Below are 26,475 nucleotides of genomic sequence, written 5' to 3'. Positions count from 1 at the left end.
GCCGTGGTGTGTCCGGCCTGATATGCCTATCGAGCGGCATCAATCACACAGCAATGTGGCTGGGAACCTCGCCGAACGTCAACACCTGCGTACATCAGCACGGCAAAATCTGCCGAAAAACGCCCGGCGCACGAGATGCCAGCCGGCCCCATCCGTCACCTCAGTGCCGTACCGGGCCAGGCATGGCCTTGAGCAACGGGATGAATCCGGCGCACAGTACCAGGGCAACGACGGCGAGTATCTGCCAGTGGGCGGAGCCGAGACAGCCGCCCCACGTGCCGACGGCACCGCCGATCGCATACGCGAACCTGGCACGGCCGCTAAATTTGGCCAGGTCACCACCGCTCAGCAGCAGTTGTCGCGATACGATCACGCCATGCGCCAGCAGGCCATAGCCGAGGTTGTTGATGAGCCATCCGACGCACACCGCGGCAAACTCGGGAACCAGTACGGCGGCAAGGGAAATCGCCGTGGCGATTGCCCCGATGGCGGACACGGCGCGCATGCCGAGTTTTGCGGAGAGCCGCATGTAGACAAACGATCCGATGATGCTGCCCACGCCGCCGAATGCGTAGACCACGGTCAGCATATCGCTGCCGTACCGGGAGCCGATGCCCAGCAACGCATAGCTTGCCCACAGCGACGGAATCAGCGCAAGCAGCAGCGATGCGATCAGCAGTCTGACCCGGGTCAAGCGGGTGACCGGAGTGCGCTGCGGCGCGTGTGACGTGTCGGCCGCCGTGGATTCGTCGGCGGAGCCGTCGCCGTCATCGCCGCCCGCACCATCGTTGCCGAATCCCGGCATGAACTCGCGGGTGCGGAATCGCGTCAGCGCGCAGGCAAATGACAGTGCCGACGAGGTGAGCAGCATGGCCATGATGGAGGCGTTGGCCAAGGCCGATCCGGCAACCTGGCCCAGCAACGTACCGGCCACGCTGGCAATCACGGCGACGTAGCCGCTGTACTTGACGAGCATGTCATCGTCGTCGCCGGCCGCATCCACCTCGAACACTTCGGAGGCCACGTCGATGACCTGCCCGGTCATCAGCAGCAGGCATGACAGGGCCAGCAGCAGCCACTTCCAATACGTCCAACCGTTGGGCACCAGCGCGACCGCCAGGCACAGTACGCCTTCCACGCCCTCCGTGGTCGCAAGCGAACGGAACGAGCCGAACCGCTGCACGATCCATGCGGATATCGGAGAAGCGAAGTCGATGACCAGATTGAACGTCTTGCGGAACGCGATCACCCATGCCGGCAGTCCGACGATCAGAATCGAAGGAATCACCGACCCCTCGAAAATCGCGTTGGACAGCATCGAAAACGTCATACCCACCAACGCCCATCGCAACGCCCTGCTCAATACCGATAATCCTCGCATACCCTAATTCCTCGTCCTTGCTAGTGTAACGGAATTATGACTTCTCAATCGTCCCCCGTTGTCTAAATGAAAGTGCAACACCCTTTCACTGGTTATCTGGACAATCTCCAATCTAAAGGGTGTTGCACTTTCATTTAGACAGCGCCCCCCATATCCGCATGTCACTGCTGCTATCATAATGAGCCAGTAGACGCCTTTAAGCGTTCTGACAACCATGGAATCGAAAATCGCTATGCACATCACAGAACAGCACTGCCAAGGCAAGAGGTCTGACCAGTCGCTCAATGAGGACGGGCTGATCATCACCGATGGTTTCGCGGCAGTGGTGGATGGAGTGACCAGCAAAAGAGTGCACCACCTTGCCGGCCTTGTTCTTGGCCGCGTCCAGCACCGGGGTGATGTCAGCGGCCCATTTTCACGCACCGAACGTCCGGCGAGCATGTCGTTGCTGCCCACGCACACGATCAGCACGTCCGGCCGGTCGTTGATATCGCCAATCATCCGGTAGCGCACGCGCCGGGCGGTCGCGCCGAGCTTGCCGACCGTACGCCAGGCCACCGGCCGACCGGTACGCTTGGCGACGCGCGCGGCGAGCAACGGCATGATGCCTTTCGACTGGCCGTCCACGCCACCCAACATAGTCCGCCCGCCTCGACCGGCCGATCTCGTCAGTGAACACGCGGAATCGAACCCTACATCGACGTTCGTTTCGTCTGGTTTGGCTCATGAATTCTGGATGAATTGGGGTGAACCGGCGGGGCTGGAGGCGAGCGGGCGGCGGATTATAGGGCACAATGGTGTCAAGGAGGCCGCCATGGTCGATGACTATACTGCCAAAATGACTGAGCTGATCGAACTCATGCGTCTGATCGGCAACGATACGCAGCAGTGCGAGGTCAAGGAATGCAAGCGCAAGATCTCCTCGACCATCACCGATACGCTGTCCGCGTTCTCCAATGGCTCCGGCGGCTGGATCATCCTGGGCCTGTCTGAAAAGAACGGGTTCACGCCGGTCGAGGGATTCGACGCGCGCGCCATGCAGGAGGCGCTGAGCCAGGCGTGTGAGAAGATGACGCCGGTGGTGCGGCCCGTGATCGTCACCTGCCCGTTCGAAGGCGCGAATCTGGTGTTCGCGCGCATCGACGAGATGCTGCCGCGCGACAAGCCCTGCTTCACCACCGCGCTCGGACCGCACGGCGGCTCGTTCATCCGCACCGGCGACGGCGACCGGCGCATGACCTCCTATGAGGTCGACCGGCTCATCGAGGAGCATCTGCAGCCCACGTACGATTTGGATATCGTGCCCGGCGCCACGACCGATGACCTCGACCCGCAGCTTGTTGCCGGATTGTTGGAGCGCGTGCGCGAACAGCATCCGCGCGTGTTCGCCGACCGGGACGGCATCGATGTGCTGCTGGATCTGCAGGTGTTGCGCCATGATGATTCCGACGAGTCGGAGGTCGGCGGAATACTGCGTCCCACCTTGGCCGGACTGCTGGCGTTGGGCCGCTATCCGCAGAAGTTCTATCCGCGGCTCGGCATTTCGATAGCCGTGTTTCCGGGGACGAGCCGGGACGATGTGTTCCGGGGCGACGAACGATTGGTCACCTCGAAGTCGGTGGTCGGTTCGATTCCGGTGATGATCGACGATGCGGTCGACTCGCTGATGCGTTGGATTGGCGCGAAGAAGCCCGATTATCCGCCGCTCGTGTTGCGCGAGGCGATTGCGAACGCGCTCACCCACCGTGATTATTCACCCGATGCGCGCGGCACGCAGGTGCATATCAGCGTGTTCACCGATCGCATCGAGATCACCAATCCGGGTGGCCTGTACGGCATGGTGACACATGATGTGCTGGCGAGCCCGCATCCGGTGACGGGTGCACCGTTCGTCTCCACCCGAAACCAGTTCCTGTTCACGCTGCTGGAGTCCACGCCGTATCCGGGCGGCGGGTTTGTGAACCCAGAAGGCGGCGACGGCTACCAGCGTATCGCCGCCGCGTTGCGCGAGGCCGGCATCGAGCCGGCGACCACGCGCAACGACATCAACACGTTCACGATGACCATCACCAAGCAACGCACGATGGAGAACAGTTCGCCGGGCGACGTGGTCAAGGCGATTATGACCGTACTGGAGCGGCATTCGGCGATGAGTGTCAAGGAGATCATGCGCGAACTGCAGTTGACGCCGCTGGCCGCCACATCCGGTATGCGCGAGTTGATGAAGGAAGGGCGGGTCGCCCGAGTCAAGTTCGCCGACGACTCGGTACAGCGGTATCGGTTGAAAGGCTGATTTCTCACTCGGCCAGCTGCGTGGTGGCGGGCGCGGCCAGGGCGGGGCGGGAGCGGCGGAACCGGCCGGCGGCCAGGCCGATGCAGATGAACATCACGCCGAACAGTGCGACCAATCCCAGCGAGCCGGCCCAGCCGGCGACGCTTATGCCGGTCTCCTCCGCCGTGCCGGAGCCGAGCGCACTGTCGATTGCTCGGCAATACCACCAGCCAGGCAGGAACTTGGCCATAGTCACCATCACGGCGGGCATCATGTCGATCGGCAACGCAACTCCCGACGTGAACATGATGAGCAGGCCGAAGATATTGGCGAATCCGTTGGCAGCCACCTCCGAAAGCCCGAATTCGCTGAGCATGAATCCACAGGCGACGGTCATCAGCGCATATACGCAGGTTGCGCAGAACGTCATCAGCACTTCTTCGGCGCTCAATGTCAACGGATCAAGTCCTGCCGCGACCATCAGACCGACCGCCAGCACCAGATAACCGACGCATACGACGAGCGCGAATCCGCTGAGCGTCAGCAACCGCTGGAGTCCCATCGACGACATACGTTGCGGGGATGCGGTGAGACGACGGCGAACCTCCCCGGTGGTGAATGTGCCCAGAATCATTGATCCGCAGACGGTCATCGCCAAAAACAGCGGATACAGCGCGGTTTTCATGGTGTTGCCGAATCCGCTGGCCGCCGTGTCCGAAGCACTTTCCGCGTCCGCGCTCGCCGTGTCGATCACAGCGACCTTATGGTTCGCATCCATGTCACTCGCCGACGCGGCAGCCACTTTCGATGCCTCGAACAGATCGCCGACGCTGGGTTTCTCAATCTGACCGGCCGGCAGCATATCAAGCATGTCCTGATTCGAGAATTCACCAAACCCGCCCATGCCATCTTCAGACGAATCACCTGCAGTGTCTCCAATGTCGATACCGGCCATAGCTGCGAGCGCCGCACTATCGACCGTCGTATGCGAGCCAATCAGTGCCGTACGCGTGAGTGAAAGGAACCCGATGACGTTCATCCGGGCCATCGAGCCTGCGCCGGACGTATAGCTGGTGACCGTGTCCACGCTTGGTGGATTCTCGCCTGTCGCCGCGGCATCAATGAAATCGTCGGCGAAACCATCGGGGATGATGACGATCAGATCCACCCAGTTCGAGGCGACGGCTTGTTGCAGAGTTTCACTAGCATCGTCAACGTTCACCAGTTCGCTGGAATCCGACAGGTATGTGCGCATCGATGACGCGATTCCGCCCCTGTCCGAGTCTCGATCGATGATGGCGACACGCATTTTGGCCGGCTCAAATGCCGCGACTGCGGAATCGGATGTGCCAGACAGCATCGACCAGCTGATAGACATTATCATGATGCCTACGAACACGAGGTAAATCAACAGGTAGACCCTGTGCGAGAACAGTACACGCAATGTGGCTTTACAGGTGTTCATAGCGTTGCCTCCTCAGCATTGCGATGCCGGCCAAGAGGAATACCGCGCTCATCGCCAGCAAAATGGCACAAGTGGTGATGAACGGCTGGTAGCTGTCGTAGTACAAAATGTCGTAAAACAGGTTCGTCACCTGTTGCGCGGGGTTGATGGTGCCGAGGATGGGCGCGTTGCGTGCTATCCAGTCACTGATCTGCATGGCGAAGCCGCCGTACAGTCCGGTGAACAGCGACAATATGCAGGCGATTCCGCTCGACAAACCGTATTTCGTGTCGTAGGAAAGCTTCGGTACCGCGCCGAGCAAAGTACCGGCTGAACTGGTCATGAATGCGGCGATGATTACCGCGACCACCGTCACCGGTTCTCGCCCTCCAAACGAAATGTCGCAAATGAAGCGAACATAGGCCAATGCGATGAGCAATGCGACCGATGCGCACAACCAGCAGGCAAGTAAACCGGCAATAAGCTGTCTGGCATGGCTCAATGGCGCCACGGTGCGGCGAATGCCCAATGCGGACAGGTTGGCTTGCGCTGTGGAGACCGTGCTGATTGAGTATCCCATGGCCATCATGCAGGACATGGCCAGCAACGCGCAATAGTATCTGGCGATGGCATTGGGCTGGAAATGCGTGAGCGTTGTTTCGTGAGTCACATCGACGCTTTGCCCGACGCTATTCCAGAAGTTGCGGCTGAGCGCAGCCTGTGGATTGTCGGCGATGGTTTGTCGGATGACGGCGTCGGTGCGGTTGTACAGGTCGATGGCGCTGCGCAATGCCGATAGGCTGATATCCAGTCCGACGCTTCCTGTGGTGTCATTGGCCGCGGTCACCGTTTCCCGACTGATGGTTATCGCCAAACGCCCGTTGCCGTCAGCAGCCAGGTAGCCGCGGACTGTGCCATCGGCGAGCAGCTGTTCGGCTTTCCGCACGGTGTCGGCTGCGGTGATGGTCAGCAATTGCTGATTGATATCGGCGTATGCCGTGCCGTCCAAAGACTCCGACGATGAGGCCGTCTCTCCAGACAAGGCATCCACAAACGAACGCGCTCCGTCCGCCTGCTGCCAGCGGCTATCTTCGACGACGGCCACTGGCACCGGTTTGAGCTCGTATCCCTCGGACAGTCCGCCGAAGAACCCGTTGAACATGGTTGCCAGCACGATCGGAAACACAATCATCCAGAACAGTGCCTGACGATTGCGCAGGTTCGCTTTCAATTCGACCAGAAATGTGGTCCACATGATGTCTCCTTACCTGCTCCCGCTGACGGGAGCTGTCGACGAAGCCGACTGAGGGTGGTTACTACGGGACCACCCCACCCGCTTCGCGGGAACCCCGCCAGCGGGGGCAAGATTGTTAGTCCCTTAGCGCCTTGCCGGTGAGTTCCAGGAATACGTCATTCAGGGTGGGCGGGCGACTGGTCAGGTGTCCGATGTTGGCGCCGGAGCGTTTGACCGTGTCGAGCACGTCGGTCAGGTTGTGTTCGCCGCGTCGGCATCGCACATCGAGTTCCTTGCCGTCATAGGTGGCTTCGATGGCGCACGGCAGCGCACGAACCGAGGCCAGCGCCGAATCCGCCAAATCAAGCGTTTCTATGGTGATGCGTTCACCCGTGTCAATCATGTTCTTGAGCTCGTCGGCGGTGCCGAGCGCCAGATGTCGACCATGATCCATGATGAGGATGCGGTCGCAGATCTGCTCGACTTCCTCCATGTAATGGCTGGTGTAAATCACCGTGGCACCGGCCTGATTGAGCCGCTGGATGCCCTCGAGAATTGCGTTGCGGCTCTGCGGGTCGACGGCCACCGTAGGTTCGTCGAAGAAGATCAGGTCAGGCTTGTGTGCGATGCCGCAGGCGATGTTCAATCGCCGCAGCAGACCGCCGGACAGTTTGCCGGGCCGGACCTTACGAAAGTCCTGCAATCCGACGAATTCAATCGCTTCTTCGACCAAAGGTGCACGGTCGGCCTTGTTCGGCACGTACAGCGAGCAGAAGTAGTCGATGTTTTCGGTGACGGTCAGCTCGTTGAATACGGCCACGTTCTGCGGCACGATGCCGATGCGACGTTTCAGCGCGTATGAGGTCGGCGTCATCGGCTGACCAAACACGCGAACAGTGCCCGAATCGTAAGTGAGCAGCGCCAAAATACAGTTGATTGCGGTGGTTTTGCCGGAGCCATTCGGCCCAAGCAGACCAAAGATCTCGCCTTGCGCCACGTCGAGGTCGAAGTAGTCGAGCGCCACCATGTCGCCGTATCTTTTGACCAATTGGCTGACGTGCACGGCCAGAGCCGGGTTGGTTGTCGAGTCGTGTTCGGAAGCTCTGTTGTCGGTTGCCATAGCCACTCCCTTCCTTGGTGATTCCATCATCCCAAGAAGGGGCCGGACGCCGCCACAAGCAAACGTCACGACTTGGCCGTACAGGCGTGACATTTGTCATTACAGCCCTTCGGCGTCGGTCTGCATGGCCTTGTACACCTTATCGACCGGCATCAGGCTGATCTCGTCCATCGAATAGTTGGACGCCCTGTGGCTTTGCGCAATCATCGGTATCATCCCTTTACGGTTGTGTCGACAACATCCGACGCTTGTGCCTCATCTATTCGGGAAGTGTGACCCGTTGTCTTGGACCGTCATGCGAATAATTCCGCACGCCCGTCAAGTTCGTCATGTTCCGCCCACCGCTAGACTGGTGGGTGGAAGAGCATCAAGCCAGGGAGGTGCCATGCGTGTGTTGGCCGAAAAGGTCTCGCTGCTCGTGTTAGGCCCGACACTGGCTTCGCTCGTTGGAACGCGGTTCGATGGCTTCTTCATCGCCGGCCTGTTGCTGGCTGTGTCCATCGCCGGATTGGTGGAATGGCTGCGCCCCGCTGCGCAATGGTCTTGGGTATTGTGCGCGGCGTTTCTCGCCATCGCTGTGACGGTGCCGTCATGGTGTGCGTTCATGCCGCTCATCGCCTACGATATGGCACGTTTGCCAGCCGTTGCCTCATCCGAAACCCGAGCCGCGGCAAGCGACCGCTTCCCCAGTGCCTCACAATCCCCGGCCTCTCGTCGTTCGTTTGCCGACGCTGTGCGCACAGTCCCATGGCTCCCTGCCGCCGTACGCTGGATATGGGTGTTGCCGCTACTCACGCTTTGGTTCACCCGTGGCTCCGACTGCCTCCAAACGCTGGCGATGGCGCTGGTTGCACTGCTCGGATTCGTCCTGGGACGGGCCCGAGTCTCGTCGGATGTGGCGCGGTGCGCGCTGCTGCGAGCGCAGGATATGGCTCGAGAGTCCACTCGTTCGAATCGTTTGCGCATTGCCGACATCGATGAGAAACGCGCCCAATCCGTTCGTATGGCAATACTCGGTGAACGCACACGTATCGCCCGGGAAATCCACGACAATGTAGGCCATCTGTTGACCCGCGCAATCATGCAGGCGCAGGCCGGCAAAACAGTGGCCGAGGCGACAAATGATACGGTCGCCGCACAGGGTTTCGCCACATTGGGCACGACCTTGGATGATGCGATGACGATGGTACGCCGGTCAGTGCACGACCTTGAGGATGATGGCACTGATTTCGCCGCGCAAATCAATGATGCCGTTACCTCATTTGATGGCATCTCCCCCGGTTTCGCCGTGACGCTGGCCAACGATATCGCCAAGGCACCAGCGCCGGTCTCACGCTGCTTCGCGACCGTGATTCGAGAGGCATTGTCGAACGTGGTGCACCATAGTGCGGCGCATGAGGCGAGTGTGACGTTACGTGACTTCCCCGCGTTCTGGCAGTTGGTCATTCAGGATCCGGGACCGTCTATGCCCAAGTCCGATGAGTCCCAGACGACCGCAACCCAGCCACGTACGATGCGCGCCACGCGTGTCGGCTCACGACTCGCCGCCGATGGCGCTGCCGACATGCGTGGTTCGGCCGATGAACCGATGCGCGGCATGGGTTTGGCGGATATCGAATCACGCGTGCGTGCCCTTGGCGGCACTGCGGTTTGCGGGCCATATGAGGGCGGCTGGCGCGTGTTCATATCCGTGCCGAAGCAGCGTTGGACCATGGAATCGAGGGAACAATGAGAATCGCAATCGTGGATGATGATCAGATCGTCTGCCAGTCATTGGAGACGATTCTGACCGCCACCGGTACGGCCGACGTGCTGTGGACGGCGAATGATGGCGGTGCCGCCGTGCAACAGTATTTTGCCTCACCGGCCAATCACCCGGATATTCTGCTCATCGACATTCAGATGCCCGGCAAGGATGGGCTGGATGCCGCGCGTGAGATTCTGCCCAAGGATCCGGCGGCGCGCATCCTGTTTTTGACCACGTTTGCGGATAAGGATTACATTGCGCAGGCGATGGCGCTTGGCGCCAAAGGCTACCTCATCAAACAGGATGTGGCCGCCGTGGGCCCTGCATTGCAGGCGGTCATGGCCGGTCAGGTGGTGCTCGGTGCGGAAATCCTCGGCAAACTCACCGAACGGACTACGAATCCTGCAGATTCCAGCAATTCCGGAAATGCCAACGATTCCGCCACCAAACTTCTGAACGACCGCGAACGTGAAATCGCCATGCTCGTTGCCAAGGGGCTTGATAACCGCGACATCGCCGCCAAACTGTTTTTGAGCGAAGGCACCGTCCGCAATCGAATCAGCGTGATATTGGACAAGCTTGGACTGACCAACCGCACGCAGCTCGCCATCATATGGCTGAACGCGCACCAATAAATCTACGTGCAGTGCCGGTAATTCGGTCAGCTGTTCTTCATGACGATGCTGTCGATGGTGTTGGCCACGCGCTCGCAGTCGTCGGAGCACTGTTCAAGGTGACGATACACATCATGCCAGGCGAACACCTGCAACGGATCGGTGCAGGTGGTGTGCAGCGTGCGCATTGATTCAATGAACAGGTGATCTGCCTCCGTCTCGATGTTGTTGATGGCAAACACCAGTTCGCGCAGCGTCTTGGAACGCCTGAATCGCGGCAGCTCGTCTACCAGTTCGCGGATGCTTTCCGTGGCACGCACTACCATGTCCGACATCTGCACGGCGTCATCACGCATATCGGTCACATTGTCGTAATACATGCGGTTGAGCACGCCTTCAATGCTGTCGGTCACGTCATCGAGCACACGGCCGAGCTCATCGATGTCTTCACGGTCGAACGGCGTGATGAAGGCGGTCACCAGCTCGTCCATCATGTCATGACGAACCCCGTCTGCGGCCTTTTCGAGCGCATGCATGCCGTCCATGCGCTCGCGCAGCTGATCGGGATTGAAATCGTGCATCACTTCGGACAACAGTTTCGCGGCCTGACATGCGTAGTCCGCACCGCGACGGAATCCGTCAAAGTAGAACGCATCTTTTTGTCTCGCCATGATGAGGGGATTCCTTTCTAGAACACGACCATGAACAGTTTGGCCATTACGAAGCTGATAAGACCGCAGCCGGGGAACGTGAACACCCAGGTGAGCATCATGTCGCGCACCACGCCGAAGTTGATGGCGGAAATGCGGCGTACCGCGCCCACGCCCATAATGGCGCTGGTCTTGGTGTGCGTGGTGGAGACGGGAATGCCGAGCACGGTCATAACGAGCAGACACAGTGCGCTCGACAGGTCGGCGGAGAAGCCCTGGTATTTCTCGAGTTTGACCATGTCCTGGCCCACGGATTTGATGATGCGCTCGCCGCCCACGGACGTACCCACGCCCATAATGGTGCTGCACAGAATCATCAGCCAGACCGGGATCATCACGCCCACCACACTGGGCTGACCGTTGCAGAACGCCATGCCAAGAAACAGCACGCCGATGAATTTCTGGCCGTCCTGCGCGCCGTGCATGAAGCTCATGGCGGCCGCGCCCACAATCTGCGCGTACGTAAAGAATCCGTTGGTGCGGCGGCGGTCCATGCCAGCGCAGATCAGCGTCACGACCTTGCACACCAGCCAGCCGATGGCGAAGCCGAACAGAAGGCTGGCCACCAGACCGTACAGCACCTTGACCCATTCGCCCATGTTGATGCCGTCGATACCGCCCTGGATGGCGATGGCCGCACCGGACAGGCCGGCGATCAGACTGTGGCTTTCCGAAGTCGGAATACCCAGCAACGAGGCTCCCACGCTGTATACGACGATGGAGAAGAGCGCCGCGCATAAGGCGATCAGTGCCGCATTCGTATCACCTCCGAAATCGACCATATTGCTGATGGTGGAGGCCACGGAGGCGTTGAGCTGCGTCATGATGAAGACGCCGAGGAAGTTGAAGATGGCCGCCATGATCACGGCGGAACGTACGCGCATGCATCGCGTGGTCACGCAGGTGGCGATGGCGTTGGGCGCGTCGGTCCAGCCGTTGACGAAGATAACCCCCAGTGTCAGCAATGTCGTCACGAACAGAGCCGGGTTCGAGAACACCTGCTGAATGAAATTCGCCAGGGAGACGTCCAAGGAAATCAACACCTTCTTCTTCGGGGGCGGAAGCCGTCACACTGATTGTAGCGGAAGAATGGCTACGTAGTTTCCGTGGCGCGCGGATTTTATGGTGTTGTTATGTTGCGCGCCGCGCATCCTTTCGTGAAAACAGAGCGGGACAGTCGTACGCTTCGATTCGGCGCCTGCATCGACAACTCTCGTCATCTACCGAGGATTCGGTCATGCGTGTGCGAAAATGGACGCGGCGTCAATCAGGAGGTGCACGGTGGCGGTAAGCGCAGATTCGGCTCATGAGCTACCCGAATGGGTGAAGTACGGGATGTTCTGGCACGTGTACCCGTTGGGATTCTGCGGCGCCGATATCCGTCCCGCCGGCCCGCGCGAATTCCATGGCCGTGGCCTTGACGCGCTGATTCCTTGGCTGGAATATGCCCGTGACTTGGGCGCTTCCGGTCTGCTGCTCGGTCCAATATTCGAATCGGCGACGCACGGGTATGACACGCTTGACCATATGCACATCGATGTGCGGCTGGGAGGAGATGCTGCATTCGACCGGCTGATCACTGCCTGCCGGGATATGGGTTTGCAAGTGATATTGGATGGCGTGTTCAACCATGTAAGCCGTAATCATCCTGCCGTTCAGGCGTCGCTTGACGAAGCCGCCGGCCGCTTGGATCCGGCCGATAACCCGTGGCACGGTCTGGTCCGCACGCATGTCGGCGATAATGGCGAACCCACTTTGGATGTGTTCGAGGGGCACGACGATCTGGTAGCGCTGGACCATTCGTCCGATAAGACCGTTGACTATGTGGCCCGTGTGATGAACTACTGGCTGGATCGCGGGGCTGCCGGTTGGCGACTTGACGCCGCGTATGCGGTGCCGAGCGCGTTCTGGGCGCGAGTGTTGCCGCAGGTCAAACCCACGCATCCGGATTCGTGGGTTTTCGGCGAGGTGATCCATGGCGATTACCCGCGCATCATCGAGGAATCCACGATGGATTCAGTCACGCAGTATGAGCTGTGGAAGTCGATTCAGCATGCGCTGGAGACGGAGAACTTCTTCGAACTGGATTGGAACCTCAAGCGGCATAATGCGTTCCTGGATTCCTTCGTGCCACAGACGTTCATCGGCAATCATGATGTGACGCGCATCGCCTCGCAGATAGGCCCGGCCAAGGCGGCGTTGGCGGTGGTGGTGTTGCTGACGGTCGGCGGCGTGCCGAGCATCTATTACGGCGACGAACAGGGCTATGTGGGCGTCAAGCAGGAGCGGTTCGGTGGCGACGATGATATCCGTCCGAAGTTCCCCGACTCCCCTGCCGAGCTCTCCACATTGGGCGAGCCAACCTACCGGCTGCATCAGGCACTGATCGCGCTGCGCCGCCGCAACCCATGGCTGATTGACGCACGAACCGAGGCCGTGAAGCTGGAAAACAAGCACTTCATCTATCGTTCCGTGAGCGCCGACGCGCAACACTCCCTGACCGTGGCCCTCAACATCGAGCACACTCCCACCTTCACCATCCGCAACGCCGACGGCTCCGTAGCGTACCAATATTAACCAGCGTTTGGCCCCCTCCCTGAAGGGAGCCAAGGAACGTCATCGACGTCCGTTGCGGGTACCGGACGAGCGGAATGGCGAGCTGTTCTTCTTGGAATGGTGACGCTTCGGGCCTTGTGTATTACCGTATTTGGCGATCATACGGCGCTCATGACGCTTGGCTCCCTCGGAACGCTCATCACGCACGATGCGGTTCTCGTTCTTGCGGTGGATACGCTTGCTGCCTTCATGCTTACGCGAGCCGAACTCATCGCTTCGATCGTAATCGAATCTGTCTCGCCGATCGGACTTGCCGTTCTTGGAGTACTTATCGCCGCGACGGCCATCATAACGGTCATCAGATTTCTTACCGCGACGGCGATCACGGCGATCCTCATATCGAGTGTCGGCACGATCCTCGCGTCGATTGCCACGACGCTCATCGCCATGCTCGAACAGATAATCGCGACGCTCGGCCTCGGGGTTGCTCATGCCGGCGCGGCGTTCCGCACGGTTGCGGTTCTTCTTGTTGGCCTTGCCGCCGTGCTTGCGCTGCGACTTGTCATCGGCAGCGAACTCATCGCCGGCGGTCTCGTACCGGGACTCGGTCTCGATGACGTTCTGCTCGTCACGGTTGCGATTGCGGTTACGCTTGCGCTTGCCGCCGCGGCCGGACTCGCTGCTCGCCGCGTTCTTGGCACCCTTATTCTTGCCCTTGCGCGGGTTGCCGACGGGCTGCGACTTGTCGAGACTCCAGCCGTCCACGCGCTCGGCTCGGTTGCCCACAAGCTCAAGCACTTCGGGCGAATCGTGAGTGACCTCAATCATCTTGGTTTTGATACCGGCCTGATTCAGCAGTCGGCGCGTTTCACGACGCTGTTCTGGCAGCACCAGGGTGACCACGTCGCCGGCCTTGCCGGCGCGGGCGGTACGACCGGAGCGGTGCACGAACGACTTCGGGTCGGCCGGCGGCTCGACCTGCACCACAAGCTCCACGCCGCCGACGTCGATACCACGGGCGGCCACGTCGGTGGCCACCATGACGCGCACATCACCGGAGTCGAAGGCGGCGAGATTGCGGTCGCGCTGGTTCTGGCTCAAATTGCCATGCAGTTCGGCGGCCGGAATGCCGTTCTGAGTCAGGTTCTTGGCGAGCTTCTTGGCCTGGAACTTGGTGCGGGTAAACAGGATACGACGGCCAGTACCGGAGGCCAACGTACGTACAAGCTCATGCTTGTCACCGCGCGTGGTTTCAAACACATGGTGGGTCATCAGGTCAGGTTCGGCGGTGGCCGAATCGACCTCGTGCACCTTGGGATCATGCAGGAATGTGTTCACCACTTCATCCACGCCATGATCGAGCGTGGCGGAGAACAGCATATGCTGGGCGTTGGGAGAAATCTGCTCAAGCAGTCGCTTGACCGGCGGCAGGAAGCCCATGTCGGCCATTTCGTCGGCCTCGTCGATTACCACGACTTCGACGGACGAAAGCGTGAGCGCTTTCTGACGCAGCAAATCCTCAAGACGGCCCGGGCAGGCGACCACGATATCGGCGCCGGCCTTCAAATCACGCACCTGATGGATGTACTTGACACCGCCGTAAATCGTGGTGGTATTCATGCCAAATGTGCGCGCCAACGGCATCAGCACGTCATTGATCTGGTTGGCCAGCTCACGGGTGGGGGCCAGCACGAGTCCGCGCGGATGGGGCAGGAAATCATCGGAGCGGCGCTCCTCAAGACTTGCCTTCTTGCGACGCTTGATTTCATCGCGGAATTCCTTCATCGCGGTTTGGCCAAGCGAATCATAGGATCCAAGACGAGTGACCAGAGGAATCGAAAAGGCGAGGGTCTTGCCGGAACCGGTACGGCCTCGGCCGAGAACGTCGCGCCCGGCCAACGAGTCGGGCAAAGTATCGGCCTGAATGGGGAACGCGGTCTTTTTTCCGTCCGCCGCGAGCACGCGTACCAACGGTCCGGGTACTCCAAGTTCACCAAAGGTAATGGGTTTGGATTCCTCGCCGTCATTCATCGGGAAATCGGCGGAATCCTCGAAATCATCAAAATCGTTACGGGGCACAATGGCCTTTCATGTCAAAGGTTGCGCAAATTACGCAAGCTTTCCAAACCTAGCGTAAGGCCCCTACTTTGCTTGTGAATACCACAGATCTTGCTATTTCACGACGCTACTCGCACATCTTGCTTTCAACGTTTCATGAATCACTTTTTAGCCCGCGTCATATGTCTTCTTTAGCGTCAGGAAATCAGGAAATAACCCCACTCATCCTAAAATCCTGTCGTTGAGACACCCTCAGTGACAGAAATTCAGGAGCATGGGGGGATTTCCTAAAATTCTGTCGCTCACTATGACTCAGCGACAGAAATTCAGGACGAAGCCACTCTTTTCCTGAATTTCTGTCGCTGATGAAGATAAGACGGTCGATCGGGCAACTACAGCACGTCCGGATCGTCCTTGGCGATGGTGCCGGTGGCCTTGCCGATGGCCTTGAGGCCGTGGTAGGCCACAAGAATCACAATCGTACCGATGGCAATGCCGTTGAACGACGTGCCGCCGATGGTGAATGCGAACTGGCCGATGGCGATGATCATAGTAATGGCAGCGACCATGATGTTAATCGGCTTGTCGAAGTTGACCTTGTTCTCCACCCAGATGCGAATACCAATCATGCCGATCATGCCGTAGAGCAGTGTGGTCACACCACCGAGCACGCCGGCGGGAATCGTGTTGATCACGGCGCCGAACTTCGGGCACAGGCTCAGAATCAGGGCGAAGGCGGCAGCGCACCAGTAGGCGGCGGTGGAGTAGACCTTGGTGGCGGCCATAACGCCGATGTTCTCGCCGTAGGTAGTGGTGCCGGAGCCGCCGCCGAAGCCGGCGAGCATGGTGCCAAGACCGTCGGCCATCAGGGCGGTGCCGATCTGGTTGTCGTAGTCACGGCCGGTCATCTGGGCCACGGACTTGACGTGGCCGACATTCTCGGCCACAAGCACGAGCACGACGGGCAGGAACATAGGCAGGATGGAGAAGTCGGCCTGCGGCAGGTGGAACTTCGGGAAGCCGATCCATGCGGCGTCATTAATGGCGGAGAAGTCGACCTGGCCGCGGAAGCAGGCATAAACGTAGCCGATGATCACGCCGACCAGAATATTGAGTCGACCAAGCAGTCCCTTGAACAGCACGGCGATAAGCAGCACGGCCAGCAAAGTCACGACTGCGGTATCAGGCGCGGCCTTGAAATTGGTCCATACGGAGGGCGCCAGATTGAAGCCGATAATGGCCACGATCGCACCGTTGACCACCGGCGGCATGATGATGTCGATCCACTTGGCACCGGCGTAATGCACGAGCACACCGACCAAAGCCAGCAGGATACCGGTGCACATGATGCCGAAGCTGGCGACCGCGATGCCCTTGTTGGCGGTGGTGACTGCGGTGATCGGGGCGATGAAGCCGAAGGACGAGCCCAAATAGCTTGGCAGCACGTTCTTGTTGATGAGCAAGAACAGTGCGGTGGACATGGCGGTAAAGAACAGGGTGGCGGACGGATCAAAGCCCGTGAGAATCGGCACCAGGAAGGTGGCGCCGAACATGGCGATGACGTGCTGCGCGCCGATGCCGGCGGTACGCGTCCAAGTCAGACGTTCATCAGGCTCGACCACCTCGCCGGGCTGCAACGTCTTGCCGTCGCCATGCAATTGCCACTGGAAGATATTGGACATTACTACTCTCCTCGCTCTCGGCGTCAGGCACGGCATACACACACATCCGACCGCGCTGTGCGCCATTGTATCTCATAGAGATTTTGCGAAGACGCACTTTGCGCAAGCTATTTGCCGTAATACTCCAGCAGGTGCGGGTCGACGGCCTGCACCACATCGACCAGATCGCCGTTGGACAGGTACGGGCGCTTGAATTCGCGCCACGGCTCCACTTTGACCTCCCAGCGTCCGCTCGCCTCGTCAAGCACGGGCCGGGCGGTCTGCTCCCAACGCACACGCTTGGACGTGCGACCGGTTTCGGGGTCTCGGCGCGTGTAATGCAGGCACGTGCAGTTGGTGATCTTCCAGTCGTCCGAGTCGGCGCGATGCAGGAATTCCTCGTCGGCCAGATCCTCGATGGTGAGCATCAGGGCGAGCATGAAGTCGCCGTGGGTGACCATGACCACGGATTCCGAATCGGATTTGCGGCTCAGCGAGGTCAGGATGTTGTGCACACGGTCCTCGGCCACATCGGCAATCGACTCGCCTGCCGGCGGACGCCAGTACAGCGGATCGGTGTTCTTGAAGTTCCAGTTGCGCGCGTAGTTGTTTTTGAATTCGTCCTTGGTGATGGTGTTGATCTCACCCCAAGAACGTTCACGCAGCACACGGTTCTCCTCCCATTTGGCCTTGGGCAGGGCCATGGTGGCTGCGGTTTCGCGGGTGCGCACGTATGGCGAGACCATGTAGCGGTCGAACAGCTGCTGCTGGCTGACCAGCCAGCGACCGATGCAGTCGGCCTGCTTGCGCCCGGTGGCGGTGAGTCTCCAGGAGCGATCGGGCACAGTGACGTTGTCCTGCGTGTACAGGGAATTGTCGCCCTGCTCGCCCGCCTGGACGATGACGTTCGCTTCGGATTCGCCATGCCGGATTACGTATAGATCGAGCGGCATGCTCATATATGTTCCCCTTTCGTTATTGGTTACGTTGTGTTGTTTTCTGTTGTTTCCTACTTGATTTGCGTGATGGTGTTCCCCTTGACCATGAACGCGTGCCGGGCCATGTCGATCATCGGCTGATCGAATTTGGAGTCGGTGTAGAACTCGTCGATGACGACGTCCGGACCGTACAGTTCGCGGAACCGTTTGGCCTTGTTGGTGCTGAAGTTGAGGTACGTGACCTTCATCGTCCCCACATCCACCTCGCTGGCCACGAGATTCCTCACGCCGAGTCTGCGGCAGGCCTCCCCCACCGTCAGATCGAAGGATGCGGTGAGGATCACATCGTCCGACTCAGGCTGGTACCAAGGCTTGATACGTGCGTAATATCGGTCCCAGAAGTCGTCCACGAGCTGTTCGACGCTCGCCACCCGTTTGGATCGGCTCAGTTCCGTGAGATAGCCTTCGGTCATCTTGCCCACGCCGTATTCCATTTGTTCAAGCGTGGCCCGGCCAAGCTTGTATTTGACTGCGTACCGCAGCACGGGGGCGATGTAGCGGAACACTTTCGGGTCGTGCCGGGCGGAATACAGGTACAAGTCGAACAGGCTTTCGCCATCATAGATGGTTCCGTCGAAATCGAATACGCGCATACCTTCTGCTTCTACTCTGTTATTCCTTGTTTAAGGCTAATCTCGGTAAGCCGGCGAAAGCGCAAATACGCAGTGAATTTCACATGAACACTGTTTTTTGGATTGATTTCGGTACAGGTAACGTACACTGGTGACAGCGTGGAAGGAGGTGCGTAATGGCGGCGTCTGAAATCGAACAATGGTGGATTGATAAGTTTCAGGAGAACCTGGGTCCGATTCGCAAGGTAGCCGGATGGACGACTCAGCAACTGGCCGACGAGCTGGGAGTCGCGCGACAGACGGTGTCTAACTTGGAGACCGGCAAAAGCCCGATGACCAAACTGCAGTATCTCGCTTTACGTACGGTGTTCAGCGCCGAAATCGCACGTCGTGAAGACCGCGATCTGGCACGCATCATCAAGACTTTGGTCGACGATCCCATTGAGCAACGCATTCGCGAACGGCGCGCTCAAGAGCAGGACGGCGAGGCCGTTGCCGACAATGCCCCAGTCAATACGGACGGTGGCAACGTTGCCGACAACGCCGCCACCGAGAAACGCAAGCCCAGTGCCGCCACATTGAAGGCTTCAAAGACTGCCGCAACGGGCAAGCCCACGCTCAGCACGGCGATGCAGGCTCTTGCCGTCATCACCGGCGCATTGGCCAGTGGAACCGCCGCCGGCATCATCACTTACTTGATGTTCCCGGACGGCGGCCCGAACAAGCGCTGAGTCGCCGAAATATCGAAACGGATTGAACAACCCAGTTCGAAGCCCTGAGCACCATTTTGTCCGTGTCGCACCAGCGTTTCCCTCATTATCAGCTGTTTCGAGTTGCATGAATGCACCGTTTATAGGCCGAGAATTTCGTGCTTTTTTGCATCAAATTCTTCTTGGGAGAGAATGCCGATATCAACCAATTCCTTCAATTTCTTCATCGCCTCGACTTGTTCTTCCACAGACATGGATGCCGTGTGAGAGGCGGGAGCAGCGGCTTCCGGTGCCGGCGCAGGTGCCGGCGCTTGAACCGGGGCGGCAGTCATAGGATTGATGGCTTGCGCCATATTCATACCAAGCAACATGCCGCCATCGCCAAAGCCGTTGTCTTGAATACCTTGCGCAATGCGCTGCTGGGCAGCCATATTGCCAGCTTGTTGGGAAACGCCCTCGTATGCGGCAACATTCATCTTATTCGAGGCGAACTGCTGCACGAGCTGACGTGATTGCTCGGTGAACTCGATGCTTTCGATGCCCACGCTGGACACTTCAAAGCCAAAACGATCATTCCATGTACCGGCATTGGCTCGATCGCCACGCACGCATGCTGCGATGTCATTCGCCTTGCCGGGCAATTGCGAAATACGATATTCATTGGACAACGAATTGATGGCCACAATAAACGACTGTACGAATTCGGACAGAATCTGCCTACGTGGCCCTTCATCATCGAATGAATACGACACGGTAGTGGCAGGCACAAAGTTACGAACGAATCGAACTGGATCAGTGACCTTTAGCGACATGGATCCGCGTGCGCGAATTTCCAAATCGACGCCATAGAACCGGTCGTTATACACCAGCGGCGCAGAAGTGCCGAATTTGATGCCACGAATCTCACGCAGGTTGACGAAGGCCACATATTTGGTGCGGCCAGGCTGACCTCCGAAGGTGAATCGATCGGCGACCTGGTTGAAGAACGATCCGATGCCGTCTCCGGCGAGCACGCTCTGTTCCCCGTTGCGATATTCATAACCGCCCGACTCGGTGATGACGTTTTCGATACCTGTTTCAGAGAAAATGAACGCCGCAGTATTCTCTGGCACATAGATACGCGAACCATTGGTGATTATTCCCTCGGAACCGTATTCATTCGAACCGCGATCGTTGTTGCTTCCGCGGGGAATGCCCGGCACAACGACGGTGTGTTCCGTGAACGGACCAGCGGTGATGATATCACGCCACAGGTCCGCGAATGTACCGCCGAGCGCGCCGGCGAACGCCTTAATAACTGCCATCTGTTTTCCTCGATATCTCAATGCACATGGCCGGTCTTGCGACTATGCAATCGCAAGACCGGCCGTTATGCTGGCATGTTGGCTATAGCTGCGTTTCGCGATCGCAGTATTCGCATCGAACGACTTCTTTGCGATGACCGGAAAGCGGAGCGCCACAACCTTCACAATTCACCGAAACCACGGGTTCGGTAATCCCAAGCCCACTACGGAATGCGCTAAAAGTGTCTTTCAGTGTCCCGGCCAGAGCCTCCGTTCCGGGGATGGCCTTGTTGAAGGCCGGCTCATCCATTGGCGTATACTGTCTGCCGCGTATACCCATATACCGTCATCGTCCCTTTCTTGGAAAACCGTTACCTCGATACGCCAGTCTGATCACTGGCCCACCGATGCGAGCTTCTGCGTGCATCGAGTCATGACCTCGGTGTAGTAGGCCAAATCCTCACTGCTGAGGGAGTTTTCGTCAATGGCGTCTACCTTCTGGGAGAACTCAGAGTAACGCTTCATCATGCTGGCATAGTCGGTAGCCATGCTGACCACGTTATCGGATTTCTGATATTTGTTCATGAAGGCAACATACTCATCGATAAAGGCCTCGTAGCTGTCCATCGTGGACTTGAAGTCAGCACTGTCATTGGTGTTCTGCTGCGCCTTCTGATCCGAAGACTGGTCGCTCTGCTTGTTGGCATCGCTGGAATCAGCGCCCGTATCAGTGCTCTTATCATCCTGCTTCGCGGCGTCGCCGTCCGTAGACGTATCTTCCTTCTTCTCCGGAACCTGGATAGTGATGGACATGATGGTTTCGTCGTCAGTGTCACGAGAAACGCTCACACTGTATCCATCGGCGTTCTTGGCATTGAAACTGTCAGCGGACTTGTTATAGTCCACGGTGAAACCGTTGTCTTGCACGGACTTGACGTAGTCGGCATACTGCTTGGCGTCGGTATCGCACACCTCGATGGAGAAGTAGTCCGAAGACTCGCTTTTAATTTCACCCTTTGTGGATTTCGGCTGCGGCAGCAGCGCCGCGATATCCGACTCCGGCCATGAATATGCTTCGCACTTGGTGGCGAGCGATGCTTCCAATTCCGCCCGATCAGCCTTGGCCTTCGCACCGTCACGAATTACGAACACGCCACCGATTACCAGACCCACAACGGTGATACCGACTGCCACCCAGGCCAGCACTCGGCCTTGCAACTTGCCACTCGGGCGGGTCACGTATACGGCGAAGCCTGAGAGCAGTGCCGGAATCACCGTGGCGAACAGCAGTCCGCCCCAGGATCGGCCAGAAACATCCACAAATTGGGCGAGTACGAACAACACTCCCCAAATAATGGCGAACACAGCCAGCTTGGAAGTCTTCTTCACCCCTTGTGCATTCGGAGCAAGCACGGCAGGCGCAGCGGCACCAGCAAAACCAGTGGCAGCACCGGCACCATGTGTGGCGGGTGCAGGAGCCACACCAATACGCTTGTCCAGAGCGGCGAGGAACTCATCAACGCGCTTGGCGCTTTCGTTTCCAGTCGCCTCCAGACGAATGGCGGCCCCTGCCGCACCCTGCGGGACTACGGTTAGCGTGCAGTTCACCCCATCATAGGAGTGGAAGGAAAACGCTCCGGTCTGGGTGTTTTCGTTATCCAAGGTAAACGTGGCGCCAGTAGTCAGCTGGTCGTGAATAACTTGGAACAGCTGTTGCGGACTGACCGCATATACACGATCAAATGGCGCGCCGGCGGGCCGCTGCGATGCCGTAGCCGGAGTCATCGGAGTAGTGGTAGCACCATCAGACGCTACGTTCGGTTGGCCAGCCGGTACAGTATTCGGCACGGTAGGCGCATTCGCGCGATCTTCCGGTGCGTCATTCGTGCCTTCGGACGGTGGAACCGGCTGAGGTTGTTGATCAAATGGCGTTGTCATGATGCCCTTCTTTCCTTAAGCAGCAGCATTACCAGCACAGAAGAGGCAAGCCCGGCAACCGTTACGGTCAATCCGACTGCCATGGCAAGCCGGTATCGTTCGCTCATCATTGCGTCCCTTCTTATTGCTCGCTTTGCTCTGCGATACATCGAAACCAGTGTATGGCGTTGTTATTATGTACGCAAATTAGCATTTTGTATGCATGTTAGCTTTATTGTCGATGCTTGATACCGCGCATGAACATCCTTTCCGCCACCGCACCTACACGGATGGCATCGACCATTGTCGGCGACACGCGCGGGCCATACATCAGCTGACAACTGAATTTTTCGGCGTGTTTCCGAAAAGTCGGCGTCCTGTACGCTGGGAATCGAGCAACCGCGTACGCTGGCGCAGCACAGCACCCGCAACACAGCGACAAGGAGCATGGGCAATGGCAGACATCCCCGAAGAACATTTGACCGAGGAACTGTTGGATCGGCTGCTCGCCAGCGCCAGCATTGAGCAGTATCTCGATGAGGGACTCGTCAGCGCACGCACGCTGACCGACTATCTGTTCGACCGTATGGAAGCCCATGACCTGAGACGAGCCGACGTGGTGCGGGCATCCGGCCTCAACGCCACAGTGGTTTATGACATTTTCTCCGGCAAAAGCCGCCCCGGCCGAGATCACGCCATTATGCTGGCTTTTGGTCTCAAGTGCACATTACGTGAAACCCAACGGCTACTTCGTCTTGCAGGCGTTTCCGAACTGTGGTGCAAACAGCGACGCGACGCGATTATCATCTGGTGTATACGCAATGGATTCGACCGCATTGCCACGGGCGACGAGTTGTATCGTATGGGAGAGGCGACGTTGCTACCGGCCGATTGACGACATTCGGCCCAACAACACTCACCAGTGAGACGCAAGTAAGAGGGCATCAAGGAGAGACATGGACGATAAGCAGGCGATGCATGCGATGAGCATCGACGATGCGTACCATGTCGAGCGTACGCTCGCTCGCGGACCTTCCGGCGTCACCGAACTGGTGAGCATTGACGGCAACGGCCCGTTCGTACGCAAGAAGATTCCCTCTCCCCTAGCGCAACGCAATGTGTGGGCGGCGCTCAGCGCCTGCCAGAGTAATCGTCTGCCGCGTGTGGAAGCGACGTACGAGCTGCCCGACCGGTTCGTCATCGTCTACGATTACGTGCCGGGCAGCACGCTTGCGCAAATTGCGGAGGAAAACGGGCGGCTTGCACCGAATGTGGCCGTGCAGCTTATCGACCAAATTTGCGAAGCCGTGCAGGAGCTTCACCAGCACGGCGTTATCCACCGCGACATCACGCCGGCCAACGTCATCGTGGCCCAGGATGGCGCGCATCTCATCGATTTCGGCATCGCGCGCATCCGGTCAGAGGCAAGCAACCGTTCACGGGATACCACGGCGCTTGGCACCTACGGATTCGCCTCGCCTGAGCAATATGGCTTTGCCAAAACCGACGCGCGTTCCGACGTATTCTCGCTGGGCCGGCTACTCGGATTCATGCTGACCGGCGTATATCCCGATGCCAGCGACTACGAGCAGCGACTTGCCGATGATGCCGCAGTACCGGCTCGACTACGCGCCGTCATCGGCTATGCGTGCGCATTCGAGCCCAGCAAACGGCCACAGAGCGTCCAAGAGTTTCGCCAGGCGCTGTTCTCCCAGTCCAATCCGCCCATACCGAACGCATCATCGGCAAATCCGCCATCAACGAGAACAACGAACGGCAGCGCGTCGGCGTCTCGACTATTCCGGCGTCTGCACTTGAGCAAACGCGCCATCGTGCTGTGGTCCATTGCCGGAGCGGCACTGATAATCGCCGCCATTGCGGGAGGCATTGTGTTGGCAGGCCAACTTGGCATTATCGGGTCGGCAACATCACCCGATTCCTCGACACAATCCAGCAGCCAATCAACCGATAAGGCCGATGGCGGGCACTCCTCGAACGGGTCAGGAACCGACAATGCCAATGGCACGGGCGGAGTAGTCGGCACTGACGGCGCTGATGGAGACAATCAAGACACCGTCACCGACAATCCTCTGAAAATAGTGGAATCCGGCTGGTCGGCGGACCAGCAAGGGTATGTCCACTACGCTTTCGCCCTGCGCAACACCAGTACGACCCAGCAGGTGCAGTATCCGCAGATTACCATTACGGGGCGGGCCAAAGACGGTTCCATCGTGTTCTCGCAGACGCAAGCACTGAATATGGCATTCCCGAATCAGACTGTATATGACGCCGGCCAAGCGGGCGAGGGCACGGCCCCGGCCACCGTAGATTTCGTTGTGCTTAGCCCTGATACGTACAACGTCACCGAGGCTCAAGGAACCGCTACCTTCCCCATCAGCGGAACATCCAAAATAGACAACAGGGACGGCGGCACGACGTTCAATGGCGAGGTCCGCGCCGTGGCAGATGGATTCAAGCCATCTGATGGACAGCAAATCAAGATTTCCCTAGTACTGCGTAACGCACAGAACGCAATCATCTATGGAGATATCGCATTCGTGGATTGGCCGGGCAATGGCCGATCCACGCCATTCTCGATTACCGTCTACGATCTGCCGAAGTATGTGTCTTACGATCTGTATGCGCAAATCTGGTAGTTGACTTTACGTCTGGCAGGTGGCCGTCAGGTGCCTGTCAGGCCGCTGTTCGCGTCACCTGCGCACTGACGTTACGGCGCGCCTGGCCGAACAGATAGATGCCGATGGGCAGGGTCAGAACACCGCCGATGATGAACACCAGCGAAATCGGGATCACGTCGGCCAGTGGCGCGAAGATCAACATGCCGAGCGGCATTCCGAGCGTGCTCAGGGTGGTGTCAAGGCCGAATACACGGCCCACCATCTTCTCATCGGCCTCGGTCTGGATGATGGTGCGCATCGGGCCCATGCAGATGGCCGAAGCCAAACCGTTCACCACATCAATCAGCAAATACGCCAGCAGATTGTGAACCACGCCAAGACCAACGACGGAGACGCCCACCAGAGCGATGCCGAAGGCGACCACGCGCATGTTGTTGCGGATGAGCTTGGCACCGATGGTAGACATCAGCGCGCCGCCGAGCAGCATACCGATGCTCCATCCCAGCTCGTTGGCGGCGAGTTTATCGGAGGCGGTGGTCAGGTTGATGAATCCGAGATTCAAATCGATGCCCTCATATTCGCGGGTCATGAGCAACAGCGTAAGGTTCATCGGCGCCACGGCCACGAAGCACACCAAGGCGTCACCGAGCACCACGTTGCGCAGGTTCGCCCGGCGCCATGTGTAGCTGAAACCATCTTTCAAGTCAGCAAACACACGACGGACGCTGGCAATCAGCGAACGATCAGCATTGGCATCCGACATCGGTTCGAGTGTGGGTTGCCCGCTATTCTCCGCTTCAGCCATACGCCTCGCAACATGTTCCGTGCTCTTCTTCGGCGCTTTGATCAACGCCACAAAGCCGACGCCGATAATGGCCGTGGTCACATCGACTAACAGAATCGACCACAGCGGCACTGTGTTGATAAGCACAGCAGCCACCGCAGGTGCCACAATCATATTCACCGAATTAATCACGCCGTATATTGAGTTGACGCGCAATAGTTTGCCCGAGGGAACAACATCCGGTATGAACGACTGCACAGCGGGCGTCTGCACCCCGCCTCCCGCCGAACGAATGAACAGCACCACGAAAATCATGGTCAGACTCGCCCATCCCATCGCGAAGCTCAGCGACAGCACGACGGTGACCACAGCAATCACCATATCCGGCAGCATAATCAGCAACTTGCGACTGTGACGGTCGGCCCAGGAGCCGCCGCAAATCGAGACGATGGCCTGCGGCACCACGCCAAACAACGTGGCCAGCAGCATGGCCGAACCGGTTTTAGTCTGCAATACGATCCACCACCAGATGGCATATTGCACAATATTGGAGCCCAGCAGCGAGAACGCCTGGCCGGTGAGTAGAAGCACTACACGGCGGATCCACGCACGCTCGGATTCCCCGTTGGCCACTGCTGCGGCATAGGCGGCACCGGGTTTGTTCGCGCTATGGACCGCTGCGCGCGCATTCGCATTGTCATCGCCGGAAACCTCGGGTGTTTCGCGCACAGTTGGTTCAGTTGTTGTACTACTAGAAGACATACGAGTGTTCTCA

At 58.7% G+C, this 26,475-nt stretch carries 21 protein-coding genes; 8 read left to right on the top strand and 13 right to left on the bottom strand.

Features of this window, described 5'->3' with window-relative positions; translation table 11 throughout:
* Window positions 1-160: 160 nt before the first annotated feature.
* Window positions 161-1,381 carry an MFS transporter gene (locus tag NBH12_RS08705; RefSeq protein ID WP_250819370.1) on the bottom strand — a complete coding sequence of 407 codons (1,221 nt, stop codon included), beginning with the start codon at window positions 1,379-1,381 and terminating at the stop codon, window positions 161-163.
* A gap of 214 nt (window positions 1,382-1,595) precedes the next feature.
* On the opposite strand from NBH12_RS08705, the gene NBH12_RS08700 reads away from it, so the two are divergent.
* A complete protein-coding gene (locus tag NBH12_RS08700; RefSeq protein WP_019728061.1) occupies window positions 1,596-1,889 on the top strand; it encodes a hypothetical protein in 294 nt (97 codons plus the stop codon).
* Between the two features lie 306 nt (window positions 1,890-2,195).
* A complete protein-coding gene (locus tag NBH12_RS08695; RefSeq protein ID WP_052787178.1) occupies window positions 2,196-3,674 on the top strand; it encodes an ATP-binding protein in 1,479 nt (492 codons plus the stop codon).
* Between the two features lie 4 nt (window positions 3,675-3,678).
* On the opposite strand, the gene NBH12_RS08690 is transcribed toward NBH12_RS08695, so the two are convergent.
* The 3 genes from NBH12_RS08690 to NBH12_RS08680 form a co-directional block, all read right to left on the bottom strand.
* Window positions 3,679-5,118, bottom strand: coding sequence for an ABC transporter permease (locus NBH12_RS08690; RefSeq protein ID WP_250819369.1), 1,440 nt, complete (start codon window positions 5,116-5,118; stop codon window positions 3,679-3,681).
* On the bottom strand, window positions 5,105-6,352 hold the full coding sequence (locus NBH12_RS08685) for an ABC transporter permease (RefSeq protein WP_250819368.1): 1,248 nt from the start codon (window positions 6,350-6,352) through the stop codon (window positions 5,105-5,107). The genes NBH12_RS08690 and NBH12_RS08685 overlap by 14 nt, the downstream gene beginning before the upstream one ends.
* Window positions 6,353-6,467: 115 nt before the next feature.
* A complete protein-coding gene (locus NBH12_RS08680; protein ID WP_250819367.1) occupies window positions 6,468-7,451 on the bottom strand; it encodes an ABC transporter ATP-binding protein in 984 nt (327 codons plus the stop codon).
* Window positions 7,452-7,836: 385 nt separating this feature from the next.
* Here NBH12_RS08680 and NBH12_RS08675 point away from each other — a divergent pair, with 385 nt between their 5' ends.
* Together NBH12_RS08675 and NBH12_RS08670 are read left to right on the top strand one after the other, a co-directional pair.
* On the top strand, window positions 7,837-9,183 hold the full coding sequence (locus tag NBH12_RS08675) for a sensor histidine kinase (RefSeq protein WP_250819366.1): 1,347 nt from the start codon (window positions 7,837-7,839) through the stop codon (window positions 9,181-9,183).
* Window positions 9,180-9,833: a response regulator transcription factor gene (locus NBH12_RS08670; RefSeq protein WP_250819365.1), complete on the top strand. Its 654-nt coding sequence runs from the start codon at window positions 9,180-9,182 to the stop codon at window positions 9,831-9,833. Before NBH12_RS08675 ends, NBH12_RS08670 begins: the two co-directional genes overlap by 4 nt.
* A 26-nt stretch (window positions 9,834-9,859) precedes the next feature.
* On the opposite strand, the gene NBH12_RS08665 is transcribed toward NBH12_RS08670, so the two are convergent.
* Together NBH12_RS08665 and NBH12_RS08660 are read right to left on the bottom strand one after the other, a co-directional pair.
* On the bottom strand, window positions 9,860-10,483 hold the full coding sequence (locus NBH12_RS08665) for a DUF47 domain-containing protein (RefSeq protein WP_052822253.1): 624 nt from the start codon (window positions 10,481-10,483) through the stop codon (window positions 9,860-9,862).
* Between the two features lie 17 nt (window positions 10,484-10,500).
* Window positions 10,501-11,553 (bottom strand): inorganic phosphate transporter, encoded by a 1,053-nt coding sequence (locus tag NBH12_RS08660; protein WP_025221513.1) that lies wholly within the window; start codon window positions 11,551-11,553, stop codon window positions 10,501-10,503.
* 250 nt (window positions 11,554-11,803) lie between these two features.
* On the opposite strand from NBH12_RS08660, the gene NBH12_RS08655 reads away from it, so the two are divergent.
* The gene (locus tag NBH12_RS08655; protein ID WP_065463911.1) at window positions 11,804-13,099 is read left to right on the top strand and encodes an alpha-amylase family protein; all 1,296 of its coding nucleotides are present in this window, start codon (window positions 11,804-11,806) and stop codon (window positions 13,097-13,099) included.
* A gap of 39 nt (window positions 13,100-13,138) precedes the next feature.
* Here the strand turns inward: NBH12_RS08655 and NBH12_RS08650 are convergent, their stop codons facing one another.
* The 4 genes from NBH12_RS08650 to NBH12_RS08635 form a co-directional block, all read right to left on the bottom strand.
* Window positions 13,139-15,157 (bottom strand): DEAD/DEAH box helicase, encoded by a 2,019-nt coding sequence (locus NBH12_RS08650; RefSeq protein ID WP_250819364.1) that lies wholly within the window; start codon window positions 15,155-15,157, stop codon window positions 13,139-13,141.
* Window positions 15,158-15,528: 371 nt separating this feature from the next.
* The gene (locus NBH12_RS08645; RefSeq protein ID WP_019728053.1) at window positions 15,529-16,818 is read right to left on the bottom strand and encodes a uracil-xanthine permease family protein; all 1,290 of its coding nucleotides are present in this window, start codon (window positions 16,816-16,818) and stop codon (window positions 15,529-15,531) included.
* 107 nt (window positions 16,819-16,925) lie between these two features.
* Window positions 16,926-17,756: a histidine phosphatase family protein gene (locus tag NBH12_RS08640; RefSeq protein WP_019728052.1), complete on the bottom strand. Its 831-nt coding sequence runs from the start codon at window positions 17,754-17,756 to the stop codon at window positions 16,926-16,928.
* Between the two features lie 50 nt (window positions 17,757-17,806).
* The gene (locus tag NBH12_RS08635; RefSeq protein ID WP_019728051.1) at window positions 17,807-18,388 is read right to left on the bottom strand and encodes a haloacid dehalogenase-like hydrolase; all 582 of its coding nucleotides are present in this window, start codon (window positions 18,386-18,388) and stop codon (window positions 17,807-17,809) included.
* Window positions 18,389-18,543: 155 nt separating this feature from the next.
* Between NBH12_RS08635 and NBH12_RS08630 the strand changes: the two genes are divergently transcribed.
* Window positions 18,544-19,098: a helix-turn-helix transcriptional regulator gene (locus NBH12_RS08630; protein ID WP_007052097.1), complete on the top strand. Its 555-nt coding sequence runs from the start codon at window positions 18,544-18,546 to the stop codon at window positions 19,096-19,098.
* A gap of 119 nt (window positions 19,099-19,217) precedes the next feature.
* Here NBH12_RS08630 and NBH12_RS08625 read toward each other — a convergent pair whose 3' ends face one another.
* Both NBH12_RS08625 and NBH12_RS08620 read right to left on the bottom strand, forming a co-directional pair.
* On the bottom strand, window positions 19,218-20,381 hold the full coding sequence (locus tag NBH12_RS08625) for an SPFH domain-containing protein (RefSeq protein ID WP_007052095.1): 1,164 nt from the start codon (window positions 20,379-20,381) through the stop codon (window positions 19,218-19,220).
* A gap of 372 nt (window positions 20,382-20,753) precedes the next feature.
* Window positions 20,754-22,298: a DUF6591 domain-containing protein gene (locus NBH12_RS08620; RefSeq protein ID WP_250819363.1), complete on the bottom strand. Its 1,545-nt coding sequence runs from the start codon at window positions 22,296-22,298 to the stop codon at window positions 20,754-20,756.
* Between the two features lie 433 nt (window positions 22,299-22,731).
* On the opposite strand from NBH12_RS08620, the gene NBH12_RS08615 reads away from it, so the two are divergent.
* The gene (locus tag NBH12_RS08615; RefSeq protein WP_250819362.1) at window positions 22,732-23,172 is read left to right on the top strand and encodes a helix-turn-helix domain-containing protein; all 441 of its coding nucleotides are present in this window, start codon (window positions 22,732-22,734) and stop codon (window positions 23,170-23,172) included.
* A gap of 61 nt (window positions 23,173-23,233) precedes the next feature.
* The gene (locus NBH12_RS08610; protein ID WP_069483814.1) at window positions 23,234-24,934 is read left to right on the top strand and encodes a serine/threonine protein kinase; all 1,701 of its coding nucleotides are present in this window, start codon (window positions 23,234-23,236) and stop codon (window positions 24,932-24,934) included.
* A 37-nt stretch (window positions 24,935-24,971) separates the two neighbouring features.
* On the opposite strand, the gene NBH12_RS08605 is transcribed toward NBH12_RS08610, so the two are convergent.
* Window positions 24,972-26,462: an MFS transporter gene (locus NBH12_RS08605; RefSeq protein ID WP_021975354.1), complete on the bottom strand. Its 1,491-nt coding sequence runs from the start codon at window positions 26,460-26,462 to the stop codon at window positions 24,972-24,974.
* Window positions 26,463-26,475 lie beyond the last annotated feature (13 nt).

This window comes from Bifidobacterium sp. M3-N-101 (assembly GCF_023656805.1).
Taxonomy (GTDB): domain Bacteria; phylum Actinomycetota; class Actinomycetes; order Actinomycetales; family Bifidobacteriaceae; genus Bifidobacterium; species Bifidobacterium breve.
This window is presented reverse-complemented; position numbering and strand designations above follow the sequence as displayed.